This window comes from Brevundimonas diminuta ATCC 11568 (assembly GCF_000204035.1).
In the GTDB taxonomy this organism is placed as follows: Bacteria; Pseudomonadota; Alphaproteobacteria; order Caulobacterales; family Caulobacteraceae; genus Brevundimonas; species Brevundimonas diminuta.
Window position 1 is genome coordinate 1,928,683 of the sequence record NZ_GL883086.1, and the last position, 18,789, is coordinate 1,947,471.

General features: G+C 68.0%; 22 protein-coding genes. 11 read left to right on the forward strand and 11 right to left on the reverse strand.

Annotated features, from left to right (window positions below; genetic code table 11):
- Nucleotides 1-441: 441 nt before the first annotated feature.
- Both BDIM_RS13195 and BDIM_RS13200 read left to right on the forward strand, forming a co-directional pair.
- Nucleotides 442-630: a hypothetical protein gene (locus tag BDIM_RS13195; RefSeq protein WP_003166104.1), complete on the forward strand. Its 189-nt coding sequence runs from the start codon at nucleotides 442-444 to the stop codon at nucleotides 628-630.
- 113 nt (nucleotides 631-743) lie between these two features.
- Nucleotides 744-1,070 carry a hypothetical protein gene (locus BDIM_RS13200; protein ID WP_003166105.1) on the forward strand — a complete coding sequence of 109 codons (327 nt, stop codon included), beginning with the start codon at nucleotides 744-746 and terminating at the stop codon, nucleotides 1,068-1,070.
- A gap of 130 nt (nucleotides 1,071-1,200) precedes the next feature.
- Here BDIM_RS13200 and BDIM_RS13205 read toward each other — a convergent pair whose 3' ends face one another.
- From BDIM_RS13205 to BDIM_RS13235, 7 genes are all read right to left on the reverse strand, one after another.
- Entirely contained in the window at nucleotides 1,201-1,491 is a 291-nt protein-coding gene (locus tag BDIM_RS13205) for a GNAT family N-acetyltransferase (protein ID WP_003166106.1), read from the reverse strand.
- Between the two features lie 25 nt (nucleotides 1,492-1,516).
- Nucleotides 1,517-1,891, reverse strand: coding sequence for a hypothetical protein (locus BDIM_RS13210; RefSeq protein WP_003166107.1), 375 nt, complete (start codon nucleotides 1,889-1,891; stop codon nucleotides 1,517-1,519).
- Nucleotides 1,892-1,904: 13 nt separating this feature from the next.
- Nucleotides 1,905-2,279 (reverse strand): hypothetical protein, encoded by a 375-nt coding sequence (locus tag BDIM_RS13215; RefSeq protein WP_003166108.1) that lies wholly within the window; start codon nucleotides 2,277-2,279, stop codon nucleotides 1,905-1,907.
- A 57-nt stretch (nucleotides 2,280-2,336) separates the two neighbouring features.
- Nucleotides 2,337-2,726: a dihydroneopterin aldolase gene (gene folB / locus BDIM_RS13220; RefSeq protein WP_003166109.1), complete on the reverse strand. Its 390-nt coding sequence runs from the start codon at nucleotides 2,724-2,726 to the stop codon at nucleotides 2,337-2,339.
- A complete protein-coding gene (locus BDIM_RS13225; protein WP_003166110.1) occupies nucleotides 2,723-3,259 on the reverse strand; it encodes a 6-pyruvoyl trahydropterin synthase family protein in 537 nt (178 codons plus the stop codon). Before BDIM_RS13225 ends, folB begins: the two co-directional genes overlap by 4 nt.
- A 76-nt stretch (nucleotides 3,260-3,335) precedes the next feature.
- Nucleotides 3,336-4,073, reverse strand: a complete 738-nt coding sequence (locus BDIM_RS13230) for an SDR family oxidoreductase (RefSeq protein WP_003166111.1) — start codon at nucleotides 4,071-4,073, stop codon at nucleotides 3,336-3,338.
- 171 nt (nucleotides 4,074-4,244) lie between these two features.
- Nucleotides 4,245-4,952, reverse strand: coding sequence for a DUF6624 domain-containing protein (locus BDIM_RS13235; protein ID WP_046652239.1), 708 nt, complete (start codon nucleotides 4,950-4,952; stop codon nucleotides 4,245-4,247).
- A 79-nt stretch (nucleotides 4,953-5,031) separates the two neighbouring features.
- Here BDIM_RS13235 and BDIM_RS13240 point away from each other — a divergent pair, with 79 nt between their 5' ends.
- From BDIM_RS13240 to pgsA, 5 genes are all read left to right on the forward strand, one after another.
- A complete protein-coding gene (locus BDIM_RS13240; RefSeq protein ID WP_003166114.1) occupies nucleotides 5,032-5,505 on the forward strand; it encodes an NUDIX domain-containing protein in 474 nt (157 codons plus the stop codon).
- 8 nt (nucleotides 5,506-5,513) lie between these two features.
- The gene (locus tag BDIM_RS13245; protein WP_003166115.1) at nucleotides 5,514-5,960 is read left to right on the forward strand and encodes a DMT family transporter; all 447 of its coding nucleotides are present in this window, start codon (nucleotides 5,514-5,516) and stop codon (nucleotides 5,958-5,960) included.
- Between the two features lie 16 nt (nucleotides 5,961-5,976).
- A complete protein-coding gene (gene uvrC / locus BDIM_RS13250) occupies nucleotides 5,977-7,875 on the forward strand; it encodes an excinuclease ABC subunit UvrC (protein ID WP_003166116.1) in 1,899 nt (632 codons plus the stop codon).
- 54 nt (nucleotides 7,876-7,929) lie between these two features.
- Nucleotides 7,930-8,544, forward strand: coding sequence for a carbonic anhydrase (locus BDIM_RS13255; protein WP_003166117.1), 615 nt, complete (start codon nucleotides 7,930-7,932; stop codon nucleotides 8,542-8,544).
- Nucleotides 8,545-8,621: 77 nt separating this feature from the next.
- Nucleotides 8,622-9,248, forward strand: coding sequence for a CDP-diacylglycerol--glycerol-3-phosphate 3-phosphatidyltransferase (gene pgsA / locus BDIM_RS13260; RefSeq protein ID WP_003166118.1), 627 nt, complete (start codon nucleotides 8,622-8,624; stop codon nucleotides 9,246-9,248).
- Between the two features lie 173 nt (nucleotides 9,249-9,421).
- On the opposite strand, the gene BDIM_RS13265 is transcribed toward pgsA, so the two are convergent.
- Nucleotides 9,422-9,949, reverse strand: coding sequence for a GNAT family N-acetyltransferase (locus BDIM_RS13265; RefSeq protein ID WP_003166119.1), 528 nt, complete (start codon nucleotides 9,947-9,949; stop codon nucleotides 9,422-9,424).
- Nucleotides 9,946-12,042 carry a S46 family peptidase gene (locus BDIM_RS13270; RefSeq protein WP_040346168.1) on the reverse strand — a complete coding sequence of 699 codons (2,097 nt, stop codon included), beginning with the start codon at nucleotides 12,040-12,042 and terminating at the stop codon, nucleotides 9,946-9,948. The genes BDIM_RS13265 and BDIM_RS13270 overlap by 4 nt, the downstream gene beginning before the upstream one ends.
- 188 nt (nucleotides 12,043-12,230) lie before the next feature.
- Here BDIM_RS13270 and BDIM_RS13275 point away from each other — a divergent pair, with 188 nt between their 5' ends.
- Nucleotides 12,231-12,542 carry a YdeI/OmpD-associated family protein gene (locus BDIM_RS13275; RefSeq protein ID WP_003166120.1) on the forward strand — a complete coding sequence of 104 codons (312 nt, stop codon included), beginning with the start codon at nucleotides 12,231-12,233 and terminating at the stop codon, nucleotides 12,540-12,542.
- 69 nt (nucleotides 12,543-12,611) lie between these two features.
- Here the strand turns inward: BDIM_RS13275 and BDIM_RS13280 are convergent, their stop codons facing one another.
- Nucleotides 12,612-14,705 (reverse strand): S46 family peptidase, encoded by a 2,094-nt coding sequence (locus BDIM_RS13280; protein ID WP_003166121.1) that lies wholly within the window; start codon nucleotides 14,703-14,705, stop codon nucleotides 12,612-12,614.
- A gap of 183 nt (nucleotides 14,706-14,888) precedes the next feature.
- Between BDIM_RS13280 and BDIM_RS13285 the strand changes: the two genes are divergently transcribed.
- From BDIM_RS13285 to BDIM_RS13295, 3 genes are read left to right on the forward strand one after another with little or no spacing between them, the layout of a single operon-like run.
- On the forward strand, nucleotides 14,889-16,061 hold the full coding sequence (locus tag BDIM_RS13285) for an ABC transporter permease (protein ID WP_040346171.1): 1,173 nt from the start codon (nucleotides 14,889-14,891) through the stop codon (nucleotides 16,059-16,061).
- Nucleotides 16,058-16,825, forward strand: a complete 768-nt coding sequence (locus BDIM_RS13290; RefSeq protein WP_040346173.1) for an ABC transporter ATP-binding protein — start codon at nucleotides 16,058-16,060, stop codon at nucleotides 16,823-16,825. Before BDIM_RS13285 ends, BDIM_RS13290 begins: the two co-directional genes overlap by 4 nt.
- A gap of 25 nt (nucleotides 16,826-16,850) precedes the next feature.
- Entirely contained in the window at nucleotides 16,851-17,867 is a 1,017-nt protein-coding gene (locus BDIM_RS13295; protein WP_003166125.1) for an HlyD family secretion protein, read from the forward strand.
- 102 nt (nucleotides 17,868-17,969) lie between these two features.
- Here BDIM_RS13295 and BDIM_RS13300 read toward each other — a convergent pair whose 3' ends face one another.
- The gene (locus BDIM_RS13300; protein WP_040346178.1) at nucleotides 17,970-18,767 is read right to left on the reverse strand and encodes a crotonase/enoyl-CoA hydratase family protein; all 798 of its coding nucleotides are present in this window, start codon (nucleotides 18,765-18,767) and stop codon (nucleotides 17,970-17,972) included.
- Nucleotides 18,768-18,789: the final 22 nt, after the last annotated feature.

Sequence of the window (18,789 nt, forward strand, 5' to 3'; positions counted from 1 at the left end):
CGACGCCCGGCTTGCCACCCAACGGGCGCTGGCTGCTTTCGCGGCCTCAAGCAGCCCGAAGGGCGGTAGGCCAGGCATCAAGACAAGAAGCCGACGGAGCCTGGTGACGGGGCGTTCGACCCGTCCGTCAGAGAGGCTTCGGCCAGGGTCGCGGGGGTTACGCGGACCGTTCCGGGAGGCCTGTCGCAAGCAGGCCCCCGCCCGCCGCGGGCGCCGGGGGTAGCCGATAAGACCGGCGCCTGCCCCGAGCTCGTGGAAGCCCGTCCGCGCGGAGCGTCTGTCGGCGTCGAAACGGTAACACACATCACACTCCGGGCGTCGGCCCGGCGCTCCGCCCAGCCCTCCCACCGCCCGCCGAAAGGCGCGGCGGCCATCCGTGTTCCTTCTCCCGCAAGGGGAGAAGGAAGACCCGCGCCCAGCCCTCAGCAAGGAAAGCCCCCCATGACCCGTCCCCGACCGCCGCGCGCCGCTGCGTCTCCGCCTGTTCCCGATGACGACGACCGCCCCCTGCATCCGGCCGAGGAGCGCCGGCTGCGACGCGAGCTGGCCAGCCGCATCGATCACCTGTGGGCCATCGCCGAGCGGCGTCGCGTGCGCTGGGCGACGCCGCCCTTCATCCCCGATTCATGAGGCCCTGTTCATGAGGCTTACAGGCAACATGGCCGCGCGCCGTCGAGCTTGGCCGCAAAATGGGATGCGACCTTGCGGCGAAAATGCGGCATGGTGCGTTCAGGAGAGACTCGATGACCAAGTCCAGCAATGAATCCGACGCCCGCGCCGCCCTGCGCGTGGTCTCCTCGCCGGAAGCCGAGGTCTATGACCTGATGCGCGCGCCCGAAACCACCGCCGAACGGGTCAAGCGCCTGCAGGCCGAAGCCCGCGCCCTGGCGCTCGAACAGGTCGAGGCCCTCGAAGCCGCCCTGTGCAAGGCCGCCGACATGGCCAAGGAGATCGCCGACGGCGGCGACGCCTATCCCGTCGGCGCCCGCGAACTGGCCGCCCGCCTGGTCCAGGATCTGCCCGCCAAGGCCGAGACCATGAAGGCCATCGTGGCGAAGAGTCATCCTTAATTTAGGGCGCTATCGCTCGCGACGCGGTCGCTCGCTACTTGAGCGCCTGCGCGAAGCGCCAGGCCGCGTCGGGTCGACCTGAAGGGCGGCGCGAAGCAGCCATAAGGCGGAGCCTTCTGACCGCGGCCCGCTAGGAACCGAGGACGTCCTCGTACTCGGGGTGGCGCTTCAGCCAGGCGACCGCATAGCTGCAATGCGGGATCAGGGTCAGCCCCTCGGCGCGGGCGTGCTCGGCCAGGGCCTGCATGAAGCGGCCCGCAGCCCCCGCGCCGCGCAGGGCCGGGTGCGCCTCGACGTGCAGGATGACGCGGGCGCGGCCGCGCACCGCATACTCGGCCCAGACGGGATGCTCGGTCCCGTCCGCGTCGGCGAACATCTGCTGGAAGCGGCGATCGGCGGCGTGGTCTTTGAAGGCGGGCACGGCGGTTCCTCCCGAATGGATCAGTTCAGGCCGGCCGGTCGGTCAGCAGGGCCATCAGACCCAGAACGCTTTTCACCATGAACCAGATCGACACCAGCAGCAAAAGAAGCCCGAACAGCAGAAGGAACGGAATCCCGATCAGCAGAACGGAAGCCACCGCACTGACCGCCACCAGCACCCACAGGACGGCGCTGATCCAGAACACCGACCAGAACAGGCTGATCTGGGCCTCGACGTGCTGGGCCGCCAGCCCGGTCGCCGAGCCCCGGTTCATATAGGCCAGCGCCAGGCCGACCAGCACCAGCAGGTTCGCACTGGGGATCGACAGGATATAGAGAATCCACGCCACCACGGCGCCGTCTCGGCCCGCGACGGGCGCGGCGGTGTTCTGATCGCTCATGACGGCGGGCCTTTCAGTAGAAGAGACGACGCGGCTCGGCGATGGGCCGCCCGGTCAGCAGATCCTTCAGGCCCAGGGCGCCGCGCACGATGGTCCACACCGCCATGACGAACAGGACGAAGACCCCGACGTTGACCAGAATCAGCACCGCCCCGGCGATGATGGCGACCACCGCCGCCAGCAGGGTTCGCTGCTGGAAGATGAAGTGGCTGCGCAGAATCGGATCGGCGGGCGCGGGCCGACGCCACACGCGCAGAAGGCCGATCGCAGCCGCCGCGCCGAAGGTCGGCGCCGCCAGCAGGATCAGGGCGTACCCCGCATAGAGGCCCGTCAGATCGGCCGAGGCCTCGCCGCCGCTGTTGCTGCTGTAATCGCCGGACTGGACCATCAGAACCTCTTGTCAGGCCGGGATGATGGCGGGACGGACGGCCCCGCGCAACCGGGCTCAGCGCGAATAGGCGACTTCGCAGGCGGCGGCCGCCGCATCGGGAATGGCGCCGGGCTTCTCGACCCGCACGACGACGTTCAGCACGCGCGGATCGGCCAGGCAGGCGACGGCGGCGCGCTCGGCGAAGGTCTCGATCAGGGCGATGTGCGGCCCGGCCGCCAGCTCGCGCACGATGCGGGCGACGCCGTCATAGTCCAGCGTATCGGCCAGCCGCTCGACCGGCGCAGCGCCCAGGTCCAGTTCGACGTCCACCACCAGGGGCTGCAGCCGCCCATGCTCATGATCGTAGAAGCCGATCGAGGCCTCGACCTTCAGGGCGCGGACCATGACCTTCAGGCCCAGGCGGCGTGGTTCGACGGACGGCAGGGGGGTGACGACGGCGCTCAAGACCAGGTCTCCGGCGGCAGAAGATCATTGATGCTGAAATCGGCCCGGTCGCACCAGGCGCCCAACTCCCAGGCCCGCTCCGCCTCGGTCAGGCCGCGCGTCAGGACGGTGTTGGTCGGCGTCTCCTCGATGGCCAGTTCGGCCAAGCGGAACGGCAGGCCCTCGGCGGCCAGGATGGCCTCCAGCTTGCGCCACAGGGCGATGACCAGGGCCTCGGTCGTCGGATCGCCGTCCACGGTCAGCACCTGGTTCAGGCGGTGCGGCTCGTGCTGCTGGAACCAGGCCAGCAGGGGGTCAGCGCGGTTCAGCTGGAAGGCGTGGTCCAGGCTGCGGTCGACGAAGCCGTGCCAGCGCGCCTTCAGCCGCTCGAACGAGGCCGCGTAATTGGCCCCGCCGAAGGCGATCTCTGCCGTCGGCTCCAGCGTCACCGTCACGAACTCATTGTGCCCATGCGGCACGGCGCATTTCGACCCCGCATCGGCGATCAGCCGGTGCGCCATCGAGAAGCGGCGAGTGAAACGGACAGCGGGCATGAGGGTCTCAGGATGAATGGCGGCAGCTAAAGCACCAACCTATCGGCAAATAAAGGTCATGTGACGACGAACGCCTTCAGGCGAATTCCAGATCGCGGTCGCGGCGGGTCAGGCCGGCGCCGGCGTCCACCACCAGGTTCTGCCCCGTCAGGCTGCGCGCCGTCAGGATGAAGCTCAGGGCGGCCGCCAGATCCTCGACCGCCACCGGCCGCTTCAGCGGCGTGGCCTCGGCCCCCGCCTGATAGTCGGCCTCGGGCCAGCCGGCCGAGGGCAGGGTCAGACCCGGCGCGATGCCGCAGACGCGTATGCGCGGCGCCAGGGCCAGCGCCAGGGCTCCGGTCATATGGGCGATGCCCACGCGGCTGACGGTATAGGAGAAGAAGTCGGGGTTCGGCGCCGTGACCTTATAGTCCAGCATATTGACCACCACGCCCTCATCCCCGTCAGGCAGGCGCGCGGCGAAGTCCCGGATCAGGGCCAGGGGCGCCAGGACGTTGACCTCGTGGTGAAGGCGCAGGTCCGCCTCCTGGAAGGTCTCCAGCTGGTCATAGACAAACAGGGAGGCGTTGTTGACCAGCGCCCGCAACGGCCCGAAGGCGGCGGCCTGATCGATCAGGGCGGCGCGCGCCCCGGCGTCCGTCAGCTCGGCCTGGACGGCGACGGCGCGCCGTCCCATGGCCTCGATGGCCTGGACCACGACCTGCGCTCCTTGCGCGTCCGAGCGATAGTGGACGACGACGTCATGGCCCGCCTGGGCCGCCGCCTTCGCCAGCACCGCCCCGATCCGGCGCGAGGCGGCCGTGACCAGCGCCACGCCCCTCGAAGGGGCGTCAGCCGACCTGGGCTCAGTCAACCCGGCCGAACTCGAAGTAGTTGAAGGCGGCGACGACGGCGATAAAGGCGAAGATGGTGGCGATGGCCAGCATGATGGGTCTCCTATTCCGCCCCCGAATAGGGGCAAGCGCGCCCCTGTTCAAGCCATGGCTCAGTCGTCAACGACCATGCCGGGCGGAGGCGGCGACAAGGTCTGCGGACATTGCGGCTGACTTTCAAAGTGCGCGCGATAGTCGGCGAAGGGGACGGGGAAGGCCATCTCCTCGCGGCGAGCCTCCAAGTCTTCGACACTCTCGATCGGATAGGGCCGCCATTTGCCGTTGTCGCAACGAAACTGCGTCCCATAGCGCTGGGGCCGTCCCTCGGATGTCGCCAAGCGGTCAAACATCATGGCGTAGCTCTGACCGTCGATTTCGCCCGTCGCGACCAGCGGCTCCAGTACGGGAAGGAAACGCCGCCACAGACCCTCGTCCGAGTGCTGGATAATGTGGAAAGCAGCCGCAGAGGCTTTGTCGCCATATCGACTTTTCAGAAACCAGCCTTCGGGCGGCGTCATCGCCAGAAGCGCCTGCTGATTTTCCTGGTCCACCGCTTCGATCACTGCTCCCGCAGCTCGAACCGCCGCCATGCGCTCCGTGTCCGGTATGCGCGAGAAATCCAAGCGGGTAATGACCTGCCGTCCCGCCTGATCCAACTCCCCCATCCGCTCCAAGCGCGCCCTGTCGTCAAGCGCCGTCCCAAGGACGGCGTGCCGCGCGCGCACCTCTTCAATCGCCATGCTCACTGGCGCGATGATCTCCTGCGTCTCAGGCGAAAGCGCCTGAAGTTGAAGCCCCAACATGACCGCCGCCAGCAACATCGTCGTCCCCCGTTCCTCTTCACAGCAGCCTACCACAAGCCATGGTGCGCCTTACCATCCGCCATGCCATGCTTGCCGAATGACCACCTGGCGCACGCGCATCGAACCCTTCACCCGGCCGCTGTTCTTCGCCTGGTCGCGGATGAGCCGGGGCATGACGCTGGGCGTGCGCGGCGCGGCGGTCGACGGCGAGGGTCGGGTGCTGCTGGTCAAGCACACGTACTTGGAAGGCTGGTGGTTGCCCGGCGGCGGGGTGGACAAGGGCGAAACGACCCAAGCCGCCGTCATCCGCGAACTGCGCGAGGAAGCCGGACTGATCGTCCGGGGCGAGCCGCGCCTCTTGTCGGTCCACTCCAACGAACGCTTCTTTCCAGGGGATCATGTGCTGGTCTTCCGCATCGACGCCTTCGACCTGACCGAGCGGACCAGCCACGGCGAGATCGCCGAGATCGGCTGGTTTCACCCCGACGCCCTGCCCAAGGACGCCACCCGCGCCACCCGAGATCGCCTGGCCGAAATCTTCGGCGGCGCCGCGCCCGATCCGAACTGGTGAGACCGCCGATGCAGCTTCCCGTCCTCGCCCTGCTGGCCATGATCCTGGGCGGCGCCGCCACCGCCCTGCAGGGACCGACCAATGCGCGGCTGGCCAGCGCCGTCGGCTCGCCGGTCAATGCGGCGCTCGTCTCCTTCTTCGTGGGAACCGTCGCCCTGGCCCTCGTCGCCGTGACGCTGCAGGCGCGGCCGGACGTGCAGGCGATGAAGGCCCTGCCCGCCTGGGCCTGGTTGGGCGGCCTGTACGGCTGCGTCTTCGTGGTGGCCGCCGCCTGGGGCGTGCCCAAGATCGGCGTGGCGCTGACCATCACCCTGATGGTGGCGGGCCAGCTGGCGTTGAGCCTGATCCTCGACCACTTCGGCGTCATGGGCGTGCCGCAGCAGCCGATCAGCCTGACCCGCATCGCCGGGGTGCTGCTGGTGATCGGCGGGGTGCTTCTGGTCCGGCGCGGCTGAGCCTATATCCCGGCTGATGACCGACCCGACGCCCGACATTCCGGAGACGCCCGACTCGCAGGCGAACGCCCTTCCGCTTCAGGCCGCCGAACTGATCGCGGACGAGGCCCGGCGCGCGCCCGACAAGCCCGGCGTCTATCGCATGTACGGCGAGGACGGCGCCTGCCTCTACGTCGGCAAGGCCAAGTCGCTGAAGAAGCGGGTGGTGCAATATGCGCAAGGCCGCTTCCACACCCAGCGCATCGGCCTGATGGTGTCGCTGACCCGCTCGATGGAGCTGGTGGTCACGGCGTCCGAAACCGAGGCCCTGCTGCTCGAATCGAACTTCATCAAAAAGCTGAAGCCGCGCTTCAACGTCCTGCTGCGTGACGACAAGTCCTTCGCCGAGCTGATGATCCGCCGCGACCACCGCGCGCCCCAGGTCCGCAAGCATCGCGGCGCCCATACGATTCCCGGCGACTACTTCGGCCCCTTCGCCTCGACCTGGGCGGTCAACCACACGCTGAACACCCTGCAGAAAGCCTTCCTGCTGCGGTCCTGTTCGGACAGCGTCTATGAGACGCGCACCCGCCCCTGCATGCTGCACCAGATCAAGCGCTGCTCGGCGCCCTGCACCGGCCTGATCTCGCTGGAGGAATACGGCGATCTGGTCACGGAGGCGGAACAGTTCCTGCGCGGCAAGTCGCGCGCCGTCATCGGCCGCCTGTCGCAGGAGATGCAGGCGGCCTCCGACGACCTCGACTTCGAAACCGCCGCCCGGGTGCGCGACCGCATCCGCGCCCTGTCGGCCATCGCCATGGAGAACAGCGTCAACGCCGAGGGCGTGGCCGAGGCCGACGTCTTCGCCCTGCACGCCGAGGGCGGTCAGGCCTGCGTCCAGGTCTTCTTCTATCGGGCGGGCCAGAACTGGGGCGGCCGCGCCTATTTCCCGCGCGTGGACAAGAGCGACAGCGACCCGGAAATCCTCGCCGCCTTTCTGGGTCAGTTCTATGAGGACAAGCCGGTCCCGCGTCTGATCCTGTCCAACATCCGCCCGCACGAACTGGAGCTGCTGGAGGAAGCCTTCAGCATGAAGGCCGAACACAGGGTCGAGATCGCCCGGCCCCAGCGCGGCGGCAAGGCCAGTCTGGTCGACCACGCCCTGATCAATGCCCGCGAGGCGCTGGGCCGCAAGCTGGCCGAGAACTCGGCCCAGTCGAAGATTCTGGACGAGGTGTGCGAAGCCTTCGGTCTGGACGCCCGGCCCGAGCGGATCGAGGTCTATGACAACGCCCATATTCAGGGGACCAACGCCGTCGGCGGCATGATCGTCGCGGGGCCCGAGGGCTTCCGCAAGAACCAGTACCGCAAGTTCAACATCCGCGGCGAAGACCTGACGCCCGGCGACGACTACGGGATGATGCGCGAAGTCATGCGCCGCCGCTTCGGCAAGATGGTCAAGGACGAGGAGGCCGGAGAGGCGGTCGAACGCCCCGACCTGTTGCTGGTCGACGGCGGGGCGGGCCAGTTGGCCGAGGTGCTGGCCGTCATGGCCGATCTGGGCGTCGACGACATCGCCGTGGTCGGCGTGGCCAAGGGGCCGGACCGCGACGCAGGCAAGGAGCATTTCTTCATGCCCGGCAAACCGCCCTTCATGCTGCCGCTGAAGAGCCCGGCCCTCTACTACATCCAGCGGTTGCGGGACGAGGCGCACCGGTTCGCCAACGGCGCCCACGCCAAGCGCCGCTCCATGGACATCAAGAAGAACCCACTGGACGAAATCGAAGGCGTCGGGCCGGGGCGCAAGAAGGCCCTGCTGCACGCCTTCGGCTCGGCCAAGGGGGTCAGCCGCGCCTCGGTCGCCGATCTGGTCAAGGTGGACGGCGTCAATCAGTCGCTGGCCGAGCGCATCCACGGCTTCTTTCACAAGTCGTGAAACACATGCATTTGCGGTTGAGCGACCAACCGTCGCGGGTTTAGGAAGCGCCTCATGACCAACGAATTGACCAAGGGCTATCACCGCTTCCGCCAGAATCGGTGGCCGTCCGAACGCGCCGAGTACGAAGCCCTGGCCGCCAACGGTCAGAAGCCGCACACCCTGGTCGTGGCCTGTTCCGACAGCCGCGCCGACCCGGCCCTGATCTTCGACACGGCGCCGGGCGAGCTGTTCGTGGTGCGCAACGTGGCCAACCTGGTCCCCCCCTATGAGCCGGACGGCAAGCTGCACGGCGTCTCGGCGGCGCTGGAGTTCGGCGTCAATGTGCTGAAGGTCAAACACGTCGTCGTCATGGGCCACGCCTCGTGCGGCGGGGTGAACGCCATGCTGAACGGCGCCCCCGCCAACTGTCAGGACTTCGTCGCCCCCTGGGTCGAGCAGGCCGCCCCCAGCGTGCGCCGCGCGGTCGAGGCCCTGCCCGCCGAACAGGTCGAGTGCGCGGCCGAAGAAGCCGTGGTGCGCCTGTCGCTGGACAATCTGCGCACCTTCCCCTGGATCGCGGAAAAGGAGGCGGCGGGCGAACTGAAGCTCAGCGGCCTGCATTTCGGCATCGCGCTGGGCATCCTGTCCAAGCTGACGGGACCGGGACGGTTCGAGCGGCTGGACTGAGGCGTTCGGTCCGGCGCGGCGCCCTCGCCTCTGGCCGCGAACCGTGGCACACCCGGCGTGTTGCAACGGAAGACGTCATGGCCCCTGCCTACAAAGCCATCCCCAACATCCTGACCAGCCTGCGCCTGGCGGCCGGGATCGTCATGTTCCTGCTGCTGGCGGGGGCGACCAGCGGCTTCCCCTTCGTCTCAGCCTGGCTGAGCCCTGACGACCAGTTCGCCATGTACCGGACGGGCTTCTGGATCTTCGTCATCGCCGCCTCGACGGACTGGATCGACGGCTATCTGGCCCGTCGCTGGAACGCCACGACGCGCTGGGGCGCTATCCTTGACCCGATCGCCGACAAGATCCTGGTCACCGGCGCCGTGCTGGGCGTTCTGACGAGCGGCTCGGTGCAGCAGATCATCATCCCCTGCGGCCTGATCCTGTTCCGCGAGTTCGCGGTCTCGGCGCTGCGCGAAACCATGGCCGGGCGCATCAACCTGCCCGTCACCCTGGCCGCCAAGTGGAAGACGACCCTGCAGATGGTGGCGCTGGGCTGCCAGCTGTTCGCCCGCAACTGGGACGGCTGGGGTCTGCCGTTCGACTACCTGCCCGCCTTCCAGCTGTTCTCCGACGCCCTGATCTGGCTGGCCGCCATCGTCACCCTATGGACCGGCTGGCAGTATTTCAGCGCGGCGCAAAAGCAGATGCGCGATCTCTAAAACCTTCTCCCCTTGTGGGAGAAGGTGGTCCGTCAGGACCGGATGAGGGGTGTGAGCGCGACGGGCATGAAAAAGGGGCGCAGGCTGCGGAGGCTGAACTTCAACCCGCGCCGCCGACACCCCTCATCCGTCAGGCTCCGCCTGCCACCTTCTCCCGCAAGGGGAGAAGGGCGTTAGAGCGCCTTCTCGAGCACCACGAACTCCAGCTCGCGCGTCTGAGGCAGGCCGAAGCGTTCGTCGTCCAGCGGGAAGGGCCGCGTCTCGCCGGTCAGACGATAGCCGCGCCGCTCGTACCAGGCGATCAGTTCGACGCGTTGGCGGATGACCGTCATCTCCATGCGCGTCGCGCCGAAACGATCGATCGCCTCGGCTTCGGCGGCGGCGATCAGCCAACGACCAAGACCGCCCGCCTGGCGCCGCGGATCAACGGTCAGCAGGCCGAGATAGGCCAGGCCTTCGCCCTGTTTGGCCACCTGGACGCAGCCGGTCAGGACGCCGTCGATCTCGGCCAGCAGCAGCACCCGAGACGCGTCGGCCAGGATGTCGCGCAGCTCCGCCTCATCCGTGCGCTGGCCGCCCAGAAGATCGGCTTCATGGGTCCAGCCCGCCTTGGCGCTGTCGCCGCGATAGGCGCTCTCGATCAGACGGTGCAGCGCCGGAACATCGTCCGGCGCGGCGGGACGGAAGGTCGCTTCGCTCACTGGACGCCCAGCTCGCTGAGCAGGTGATCCATGTCGTAGACGTCGCGCAAGGCGGTGGTCACCGCCTGGGTCGTGACGATGACGCTGCGGTTGACGTTGCGGTCATAGCCGTAGGCGTTGCGCTGGGTCAGGACGGTGGAGTCGAAGTTGGCGCCGATGATCTCGCCCTTGGCGTTGACGGCGGGCGAACCCGACGAGCCGCCGATGGTGTCGGACGAAACAGCCATGTTCATCACGGCGCTCGGGTCGATGCGGTCCTTGGCGGCCAGCAGTTTGGGCGCGACGTTGAAAGGCTCGGCGCCCGTCGCCCGGTCCCACAGGCCCGCGAAGGTGGTGAAGGCAGGGATACGCTGGCCCGGAACATCCGTGCCCTCGACCCGGCCGTAGGTCAGGCGCAGGGTGCCGGTGGCGTCTGGGTAGACGGCGTCGCCGAAGACGGCGAAGCGGGCGGCGGCCAGTTGCGCGGAGGCGCGGTCGGTCGGCGCCTTGACCTTGTCATCCCACTCGGTGCGGACGGCGCGAGCGTCGGCGTCGATGGCCAGGACATACTGGATCAGCGGGTCGGTCGAGGCCTGGACGGCGGGCAGGCCGCCTTCCCACAGGGCGCGGCGCACGGCGGGATCGGCTAGCCTGGTGCCCTCGATCAGGCGCGCGGACAGGGCCTCGGGGCTTTCCTTGCCCAACAGGGTGCGGGCGTATGGGCTGTCGACCGTCAGCCATTCGCGGGTCTTGGACAGCCACCACTCCAGACGGATCTGCTCCAGTTCCGGATAGGTCGGGCGCTCGGCGAACAGGCTGGACTGCACGCCCGGCAGACGGCTGTCGGCGAACTCGGGCAGACGCTGGTCCGACGGCTTGGCGCGTTCCTGCGCCCCGCGCACGATGGCCCGCGCCCAGCTGAACAGCGGCGAGCCGCCCGCGACCGAGGTCGTGCCCATGCCCGTGCCGCCTTCCAGCAGGGCCATCGGGGCGTAGAGCTCGCGCGCAATCGGTTGCACCTCGGCCAGGGCGGCCCAGGGATCGCCGACCTCGGCCGACAGGGCTTCATTCTCGGCGACGCGGCGATGGAAGACGGTCTCCTGACCCGCCAGTTGGTCCATGAAGGCCGGATCGATCAGGGCGGCCATGCGTCCGCGGCCGCGCTTGTAGGTGTTCTCGACGCCGACGATGGGATCCATGGCGATAAAGGCCTGTTCCTCGCCCTCTTCCGAATAGCGGATCAGACGGCCGCGCAGCTCCGACGCGATCAGCTGGTCCAGCGGCAGCACCACGTCGCGAATGGTCATCAGCTGGGCCTGGGTCAGCAGGCGCTGGGTCGAGCCGGGGTTGCCGGTGACGAAGACGGGCTCGCCCTCGGTCGGCTTGTTCGGGTTCCAGGTGAAGTGGGTCGGCGTCGCGGCGGGCTTGCCGTCTTCGTACAGGCGGATGAAGGCGGCATCGATGGCGAAGCGCGGGAAGGAGAAGTTGTCCAGGTCGCCGCCGAAGGTCGCGGCGCGGTCTTCCGGCGCCCAGGCCAGACGCACGTCGGAGTATTTGCGGAACTTGTAGAGCTTGAACTGACCGCCGCGATACAGGCTGACGACCTGGCAGCGGATCTTGGGATCGTTCCCGCAGGCCTCGGTCTCGATGCGGCCGGCCTCGGCCTCACGCGCCTGAGTATAGGCCTGGCCGTCCAGGCCCTCGCCGGCCTTCTGCACCCGTGCGGTGACGTCGGTGATGTCGGTCAGGATCTCGGCCGAGCCGCCGGGGCATTTCAGCTCCTCCTCGCGGCTCTTGGGCGTGAAGCCGGTCTCGGCGTATTGCAGCTGAGGCGTGGACAGGTTCGCGACGCAGGTGGCGACGCAGTGGTTGTTGGTCATCACCAGCCCCTCGGCCGAGATGACGCCCGCCGAGCAGCCGCCGAACTTCACCGAGGACTGGCGGACGCGGTCCAGCCAGGCCTGGTCGATGCTGGTGCCCAGCGTCTGGTTGGCGCGGGCGATCGGGAAGTTGTCATAGGTCCACATGCCCTCCTCAGCCTGGGCCGACGAAGCGGCGGCGAAGGCCAGGACGGCGGCCGAGGCGAAAAGCGAAAGGGTGTGAGCAGGGCGCATGAAGTATCCTCGGCGTCGCCGCCTCGACCGTCGTCGAGGCCCAGATTTCGGCCCCTGGAAACCGGAGCCGTCTTGCGGTCAGTCTGAACAGAACCTGGAGTGAAACCGCAACCCCTGGCGAGCGCATTCACGGGGCGCGTTCGCAGGTCTAGATTCGGCGAATCGCGAAACGAGACAGGGTTGAGGCGATGGCCGACGACTTCCCCCAGGGCGTGGCGCATCTGGTCCCGGACGACATGCGGGCGCGGCTGTCCTCCGATCCCGCAAGCCTGGAGCTGTGGCGGAGCCTGACGCCGCTGGGCCGCAATGAGTTCATCTGCTGGGTCGAAGACGCCAAACAGGCCGCCACCCGCCAGAAACGGATCGAACGTGCGGTCGAGGAACTGCACGAAGGCAAGCGCCGCCCCTGCTGCTGGGCGGGCTGCATCCACCGCACCGACAAGGCGCCCAGCCGCTGGCAGCAGGCTGTGCTCATCGAGAAGAAGGGCAAGCCGCAGTAGTCCTGAGCGGACAAAGAAAAAGGGGCGCCCGAAGACGCCCCTCAAATCCCGGACCTGAATCCGACAGGCTTAGCGACGCACGCCCAGTTCGCGCAGCAGGCGCGGCTGGTTGTAGACGGTGCGCAGGGCCTCGGTGACGGCGGCGGTCGAGACCGTCACCGTGCGGTTCAGCTCCCCGTCATAGCCGAACGAGCCGCCCAGGGAGTGGATGTTGCCGTCGAAGGCGGCGCCGATCACTTCACCCTTGGCGTTGATCACCGGCGAGCCGGAGTTGCCGCCGATGATGTCGTTGGTCGAGACGAAGTCGTAGACGACGTCCTTGTTGATCCGGTCCTGCGCGGCGACGAAACGCTCGGAGGCGTTGAACGGCTCGGCGCCGGTGGCGCGCTCGTACAGACCGCCCATGTAGGTGAAGGACGGCACGGTCACGCCGCGATAGGTCCAGCCCTTCACCTGGCCGTAGGACAGGCGAAGCGAGAAGGTCGCGTCGGGATACAGGTTGTCGCCATAGACGGCGAAGCGAGCCTGGGCGACCTTTTCCGCGGCGCGGGCGGTCGGGGCGTTGACGCCGGCGTCCCACTGGGTGCGGATCGCTTGCGCCGCATTGTCGTTGGCCAGGACGAAGGCGATCATCGGGTCGCCCGAGGCGGCCAGCTGCTCCGGCGTCATGGCCAGGGCCTCGGCGCGGAAGGCCGGGTCGATCAGGCGGCTCTGCACCAGGCGGGCGGCGATGACTTCGGGGCTTTCGGCGCCCAGCATGGCCTTCACGTCGGCGCTGTCGACCGTCAGATACTCGCGGGTCTTCAGCATCCAGTGCGACAGCTGGATCTCCTCGACGCCCAGCGGGATCGGCGCTTCCGAGGCCAGGCGACGGCCCAGGGCGGCGATGTCGCTGTCGGCGTAGCCGGCGCGGCGCTCAGCTGCGGGCTTGGCGCGCTCCTTCGACGCGCGGACGATCGACCGGGCGTAGGAATAGAGGGTCGAGCCGCCGCCGGCGTTCGCCTCAAGCTGGCGATAGGGCAGGTAGAGGTCGCGGGCCGTGACCTGCACCTTCTCCAGATCGCCCCACGGGTCGCCGATGCGCTCGGCCACGGCCGGGTCGGCGGCGACGCGTTGACGCAGTTCAGCCTCTTCCTGGCGCTTCTTGCCCATGAAAGTCGGGTCCGTCAGGGCACCCTGCTGGCCGTAGTAGACCTTGAAGCTGTTCTCCAGACCGAAGATGGGGTCGAGGGCGACGCGCTTCTCTTCCTCGCCGGTCGTCGAATATTCGACCAGACGGCCGCGCAGTTCGGCGCTCTGGATCAGGGTGATCGGGATCTGCTGGTCGCGCAGACGCTCCAGCTGGCTGATGGTGAGCAGACGCGAGGTCGAGCCGGGGTTGCCCGCCACGAAGGTGACTTCGCCGTCGACCGGGGCGTTGGGGTTCCACTTCAGGTGGTTGGGCGAGGCGACCGGCTTGCCGTCCTCATAGGCGCGCAGGAAGGCGGCATCGAGGGCGTAGCGCGGGAAGTTGAAGTTGTCCGGGTCGCCGCCGAAGAAGGCCGCCTGGAACTCCGGCGCGAAGGCCAAGCGCACGTCCTCGTACTTGCGGAACTGATAGAGGGCGTATTTGCCGCCGCGATAGAAGCTGATGACCTGGCAGGTCAGCTTGCGGTCGTCGCCGCAGGCTTCCTTCTGGATCGCGTCGATCTCGGCCGAACGGGCGGCGACGAAGGCGGCGCCTTCCAGACCCGAACCGGCGCCCAGAACGCGCTCGGTCACGTCTGTGATGTCGGTCAGAACCTCGGCCGTCTGACCGGGGCAGGTCTTCTCTTCCTCACGCGTGGCGGGCATCCAGCCGTTCTTGACGTAGTCGTTCTGGGCCGTCGACAGATCCTGCACGCAGGAGATGACGCAGTGGTGGTTGGTCAGGATCAGGCCTTCGCCCGACACGAACGACGCCGAGCAGCCCTGCAGGCGCACCGCCGCGTTCCGCACGCGATCCAGCCACGACTGGTCGATGCGCGTGCCGTATTTGTCGTTCACCGTCTGGATGGGGAAGTTGTCGAAGGTCCACATGCCCTCGTCGGCGCGAGCAGCCGAAGCGGGGGCGTTGACCACCACGACGGCCATGCCGAGGGCGGCCAGGGAAGCCGTGAACGAAAGAGTGCGGCGAAGCGACATAGGCGTCTCCGAATAGGCGGGACACCACGCCACGCCTTGCTGTTGCGCGTCACTAGCCTTGCCGGGGGCGCTTCCTCAAGCCCCGTAACAAATCCGGCCGAGCCAGCCTTACCCCGATTTAACTTGGCCCCGGGGCGAGGCGCGGTCAGATAACAGCGCAAGTCAGGGGAATGAATACGCGTCATGTCGCTCGCGCTATCCACGCTGCTCTTCGAGTGGCGCCGCTATATGGCCGCCGTCATGGCGCTGGCCCTTTCGGGTCTGCTCGTGCTGGCCATGACCGGTGTCTTCATCGGCATCGGCAAGGGCTTCACCGCCCAGATCGAACGGTCCGGTGCGGACATCATGATCCTTCAACCGGGCGCCAAGAGCCTGATCAACGGGCCGTCGGGCGTGCCGCGTCGCTTCATCCCGCTGGCCTACAACCATCCCGAGGTGGTCGAGGTTCAGCCCCTGGACGGCGCCGGCGGCACCTTCCAGTCGGTCAATGAAGTCGACCCCACCCGCAGCCAGGCCGACAACGCCAAGCAGGGCGCTCCGCGTCTGAAATTCGTCCAGTCCAGCATCATCGACACCACGCCCGGCTCGGTCACCATTCCGACCGACTATTCACGCGAACTGGTCGACGCCCTGCGCCAGCCCTACACCGTCGCGGTCGATGAAACGGCGCTGACGACCCTGGGCGTCAAGCTGGGCGACAAGGCCCTGTACAACGGTCAGACCGTCACGGTCGTCGGCGTCACCCGCGGCTATCCCAACATGATGCAGCCCGGCGTGGTCATGTCGCGCGACACCCTGCGCATGCTGGGTCAGGCCGACACCGGCCCGCGCGTCGGCCCCCTGATGATCAAGATCAAGGATCCTGCCCGCGCCGCGATCGTGGTCGCCCAACTGAACACCATGGGCAACGGCCAGTGGAAGGCCTGGACCCGTCAGGATCTGGCCGACGCCAACGCCGGCGCCATGTTCGAAGAAGGCATCCTGGTCATCATCATCGGCGGCTGCGTGGTGCTGGGCATCATCATCGGCGTGGCCATCACCTGGCAGACCCTGCGCGGCGCCATCATGGCCAACATCAAGGAGTTCGCCTCGCTGCGCGCCCTGGGCGTGGGCATGGGATCCTTGCGCCGCATCGTCATGGAGCTGAGCTTCTGGGTCGGCGTGGTCGGCGTGGCCGCCGCCATCGGCCTGACCTGGCTGCTGTCCCTGTTCGCCATGTCCAAGGCGGTGATCATCGCCCTGCCCCTGCCGCTGCTGATCGTGGTGGGCGGCGGTCTGATCGCCATCGCCATGCTCTCGGGCTTCCTGTCCATGGGCATCCTGAAGAAAAGCCAGCCTGCGGACCTGCTGCGATGAACACTATGGCTTTTGGGCACACGAAAGTTCACGGCAAACATGGCGAGTTCGCCATCGAGGCCAAGGGGCTGATCAAGCGGTTCAAGTCCGGCAAGAACTACGTCGAAGTTCTGAAGGGCGTGGATTTCGACGCCCGCCACGGCGACCTGACCATGGTCATGGGGCCGTCGGGATCAGGCAAGTCGACGCTGATCGCCGCCCTGTCCGGTCTGCTGCGCCCCGAGGAAGGTCGCGTCGACGCGCTGGACGTGGACGACATGTGGAAGCTGTCGTCAGGCCGGATCGACAAGTTCCGTCTGGATCACTGCGGCTTCATCTTCCAGGGCTTCAACCTCTTCCCCTCGCTCAGCGCCCTGCAGCAGGTGACGACGGTGCTGAAGTTCCAAGGCCTGACGTCCGATCAGGCCAGGAAGCGCGCGACCCTGGCGCTGGAGGAGGTCGGCCTCGGCCATCGCCTGCACCAACGTCCGGCCGCCCTGTCCGGCGGCGAGAAGCAGCGCGTCGCTATCGCCCGCGCCCTGGCCAAGGATCCTCAGATCCTGTTCGCCGACGAGCCGACCTCGGCCCTGGACGGCGAGAACGGCCAGGTCGTGATCCGCCTGTTGCGACGGGCGGCGACCGAGCACGGCGCCGCCGTCATCTGCGTGACCCACGACCCGCGCCTCGAGGCCTGGGCCGACCGGGTCATCCACATCGAAGACGGCGTGATCATCGACGATCAGCGCCGCACCCCCAATCCCGACGCCGTTCTGGCCTCGCACTGACACCGATCCTCTGAGGACGCCTCACATGCCCGCTTTCCTGAAAAACAAATGGCTCTGGATCGGCCTCGCGCTGCTGATCGTGCTGCTCGTCGGCTTCACCATGGTCCGCTCCGCCGGCGCCGCCAAGAAGGCGGAAGCCGCCGCCGAGGCCGAGAAGAAGGTCGAAAGCCCCTATGCCGCCATCGCCAACGGCAAGGTCGACGTCGAGGGCGGCATCATCCAGATCGCCGCGCGCCGCGGCGGCGTGGTGCGCGAAGTCCTGGTGCAGGAAGGCGACCGCGTGACCGCCGGCCAGATCCTGGCCCGCCAAGAAGACGACGAGCCGCGCCTGGCGCTGCAGACCGCCGCCGCCAATCTGTCGGAAGCCGAGAGCCAGCTGCGCCTGATCAACGTCGACATCGCCACGGCCCAGCGCGAGTACGACCGCCTGCAGAAGCTGGTCTCGACCAACTTCGTCGCCGCCCAGCGCCTGGACCAGGCCCGCGACGCCATCGCCTCGGCCCAGGCGCGGCTCGGCTCGCAGCAGTCGGCTGTGCAGACCGCCCGCGCCCGCCGCGACGAGGCCGCCTACAACGTCGAGCTGACGGTCATTCGCGCCCCCGCTGACGGCCGCATCGTGCGCCGCTACGCCAACCCCGGCGCCGGCGCCTCGACCCTGAACGTGTCGAACATGTTCGATCTGGAGCCCGACGCCCCCCGCATCGCCCGCGCCGAGATCGTCGAGGCCGACATTCCGAACATCACCGCCGATCAAGCCGTAGAGATCACCCCGGAAGGCGACCCGTCGAAGGTCTATGTCGGCAAGGTTCTGCGCCGCGCCGCCGTCTTCGGCGCCCGCAAGCTGGCGTCGGACGACCCGTCGCAACGCACCGACGAGCGCGTGGTCGAGGTGGTGGTCGCCGTCGACGAGGCCCCGCTGCTGATCGGCCAGCGCGTTCTGGTCAAGTTCATGAAACCGGGCGAGACGGCCGGCGCCAAGCGCGACACCAGCATCGCCGGCGTCCCCGCCAACCGCTCGATGCAGACCCCGGCCCGCCGCTAAGCGGCCCGACGGACTGAAACGGAAAGGGGCCTCGCGAGAGGCCCCTTTTTTTTACTGTCCAGTCCTCTCCCGTCCGTCCCGACGGCGAAGGGCCTTAATGGATCATGCGCCCGTAAATTCCCCCGACCTCTTCTCCAGCACCGCCGTCACGCCTTCGATGTGGTCGTCTGTCAGATGGGCAAGGGCCTGCATGGCGGCCGACAATTCCAACATCTGATCGAAATTCATGTCGCGGCCCTGACGCAGCAGGGTCTTGGCCATGCGCAGGGCCTGGGGGGGCTGGGCGGCGATCTGACCGGCCGTCTCCATCGCCTCGTCCATCAGGGTCTCATGCGGAACGACGCGGTTGACCAGCCCCCATTTCTCGGCCGTCTCGGCGTCGATGGAGCGGGCGGTGAACAGCAGTTCGGCGGCGCGGTTGTAGCCGATGTTCCGCGGCAGCAGCCACGAACCGCCGTCGCCGGGAATGATGCCCAGCTTCATGAAGGGCACGCCGAAGCTGGCGCGGTCCGAGGCGATGCGGATGTCGCCCAGCCCGGCGATGTCGCAGCCTAACCCCATGGCCGGGCCGTTGACCGCCGTCACCAGCGGAACCTCAAGCCCGTAGAGGGCGCGCACGATACGGTGAACGACGCGGCGATAGCGTTCGCGGATGGCGGCGCCCGAGCCTTCGAACAGATCGCGGCGGTCCTTCATCGCCTTCAGGTCGCCGCCCGCCGAAAAGGCGCGGCCGGCCCCCGTCATCACCACGCAGCGGATCGAAGGATCGGCGTTGACGGCGTCGCAGGCGGCGGCGAAGGCCTCGCCGTCCTCAAGGTCCGGCAGGGCGTTCAGACGGTCGGGCCGATCCAGGGTCCAGACCATGACCGCGCCTTTGCGCTCTTCGACGATCAAACCCATGCCGCGCTTCCTCTTCTCCAAT

What these genes read in the sequence shown, in the direction of transcription:
- BDIM_RS13195 (WP_003166104.1), top strand. Translation starts at nt 442, where the DNA reads ATGACCCGTCCCCGACCGCCGCGCGCCGCTGCGTCTCCGCCTGTTCCC.
- BDIM_RS13200 (WP_003166105.1), top strand. Translation starts at nt 744, where the DNA reads ATGACCAAGTCCAGCAATGAATCCGACGCCCGCGCCGCCCTGCGCGTG.
- BDIM_RS13210 (WP_003166107.1), bottom strand. Translation starts at nt 1,891, where the DNA reads ATGAGCGATCAGAACACCGCCGCGCCCGTCGCGGGCCGAGACGGCGCC.
- BDIM_RS13215 (WP_003166108.1), bottom strand. Translation starts at nt 2,279, where the DNA reads ATGGTCCAGTCCGGCGATTACAGCAGCAACAGCGGCGGCGAGGCCTCG.
- BDIM_RS13225 (WP_003166110.1), bottom strand. Translation starts at nt 3,259, where the DNA reads ATGCCCGCTGTCCGTTTCACTCGCCGCTTCTCGATGGCGCACCGGCTG.
- BDIM_RS13235 (WP_046652239.1), bottom strand. Translation starts at nt 4,952, where the DNA reads ATGTTGCTGGCGGCGGTCATGTTGGGGCTTCAACTTCAGGCGCTTTCG.
- BDIM_RS13240 (WP_003166114.1), top strand. Translation starts at nt 5,032, where the DNA reads ATGACCACCTGGCGCACGCGCATCGAACCCTTCACCCGGCCGCTGTTC.
- BDIM_RS13245 (WP_003166115.1), top strand. Translation starts at nt 5,514, where the DNA reads ATGCAGCTTCCCGTCCTCGCCCTGCTGGCCATGATCCTGGGCGGCGCC.
- uvrC (WP_003166116.1), top strand. Translation starts at nt 5,977, where the DNA reads ATGACCGACCCGACGCCCGACATTCCGGAGACGCCCGACTCGCAGGCG.
- BDIM_RS13255 (WP_003166117.1), top strand. Translation starts at nt 7,930, where the DNA reads ATGACCAACGAATTGACCAAGGGCTATCACCGCTTCCGCCAGAATCGG.
- pgsA (WP_003166118.1), top strand. Translation starts at nt 8,622, where the DNA reads ATGGCCCCTGCCTACAAAGCCATCCCCAACATCCTGACCAGCCTGCGC.
- BDIM_RS13270 (WP_040346168.1), bottom strand. Translation starts at nt 12,042, where the DNA reads ATGCGCCCTGCTCACACCCTTTCGCTTTTCGCCTCGGCCGCCGTCCTG.
- BDIM_RS13275 (WP_003166120.1), top strand. Translation starts at nt 12,231, where the DNA reads ATGGCCGACGACTTCCCCCAGGGCGTGGCGCATCTGGTCCCGGACGAC.
- BDIM_RS13280 (WP_003166121.1), bottom strand. Translation starts at nt 14,705, where the DNA reads ATGTCGCTTCGCCGCACTCTTTCGTTCACGGCTTCCCTGGCCGCCCTC.
- BDIM_RS13285 (WP_040346171.1), top strand. Translation starts at nt 14,889, where the DNA reads ATGTCGCTCGCGCTATCCACGCTGCTCTTCGAGTGGCGCCGCTATATG.
- BDIM_RS13290 (WP_040346173.1), top strand. Translation starts at nt 16,058, where the DNA reads ATGAACACTATGGCTTTTGGGCACACGAAAGTTCACGGCAAACATGGC.
- BDIM_RS13295 (WP_003166125.1), top strand. Translation starts at nt 16,851, where the DNA reads ATGCCCGCTTTCCTGAAAAACAAATGGCTCTGGATCGGCCTCGCGCTG.
- BDIM_RS13300 (WP_040346178.1), bottom strand. Translation starts at nt 18,767, where the DNA reads ATGGGTTTGATCGTCGAAGAGCGCAAAGGCGCGGTCATGGTCTGGACC.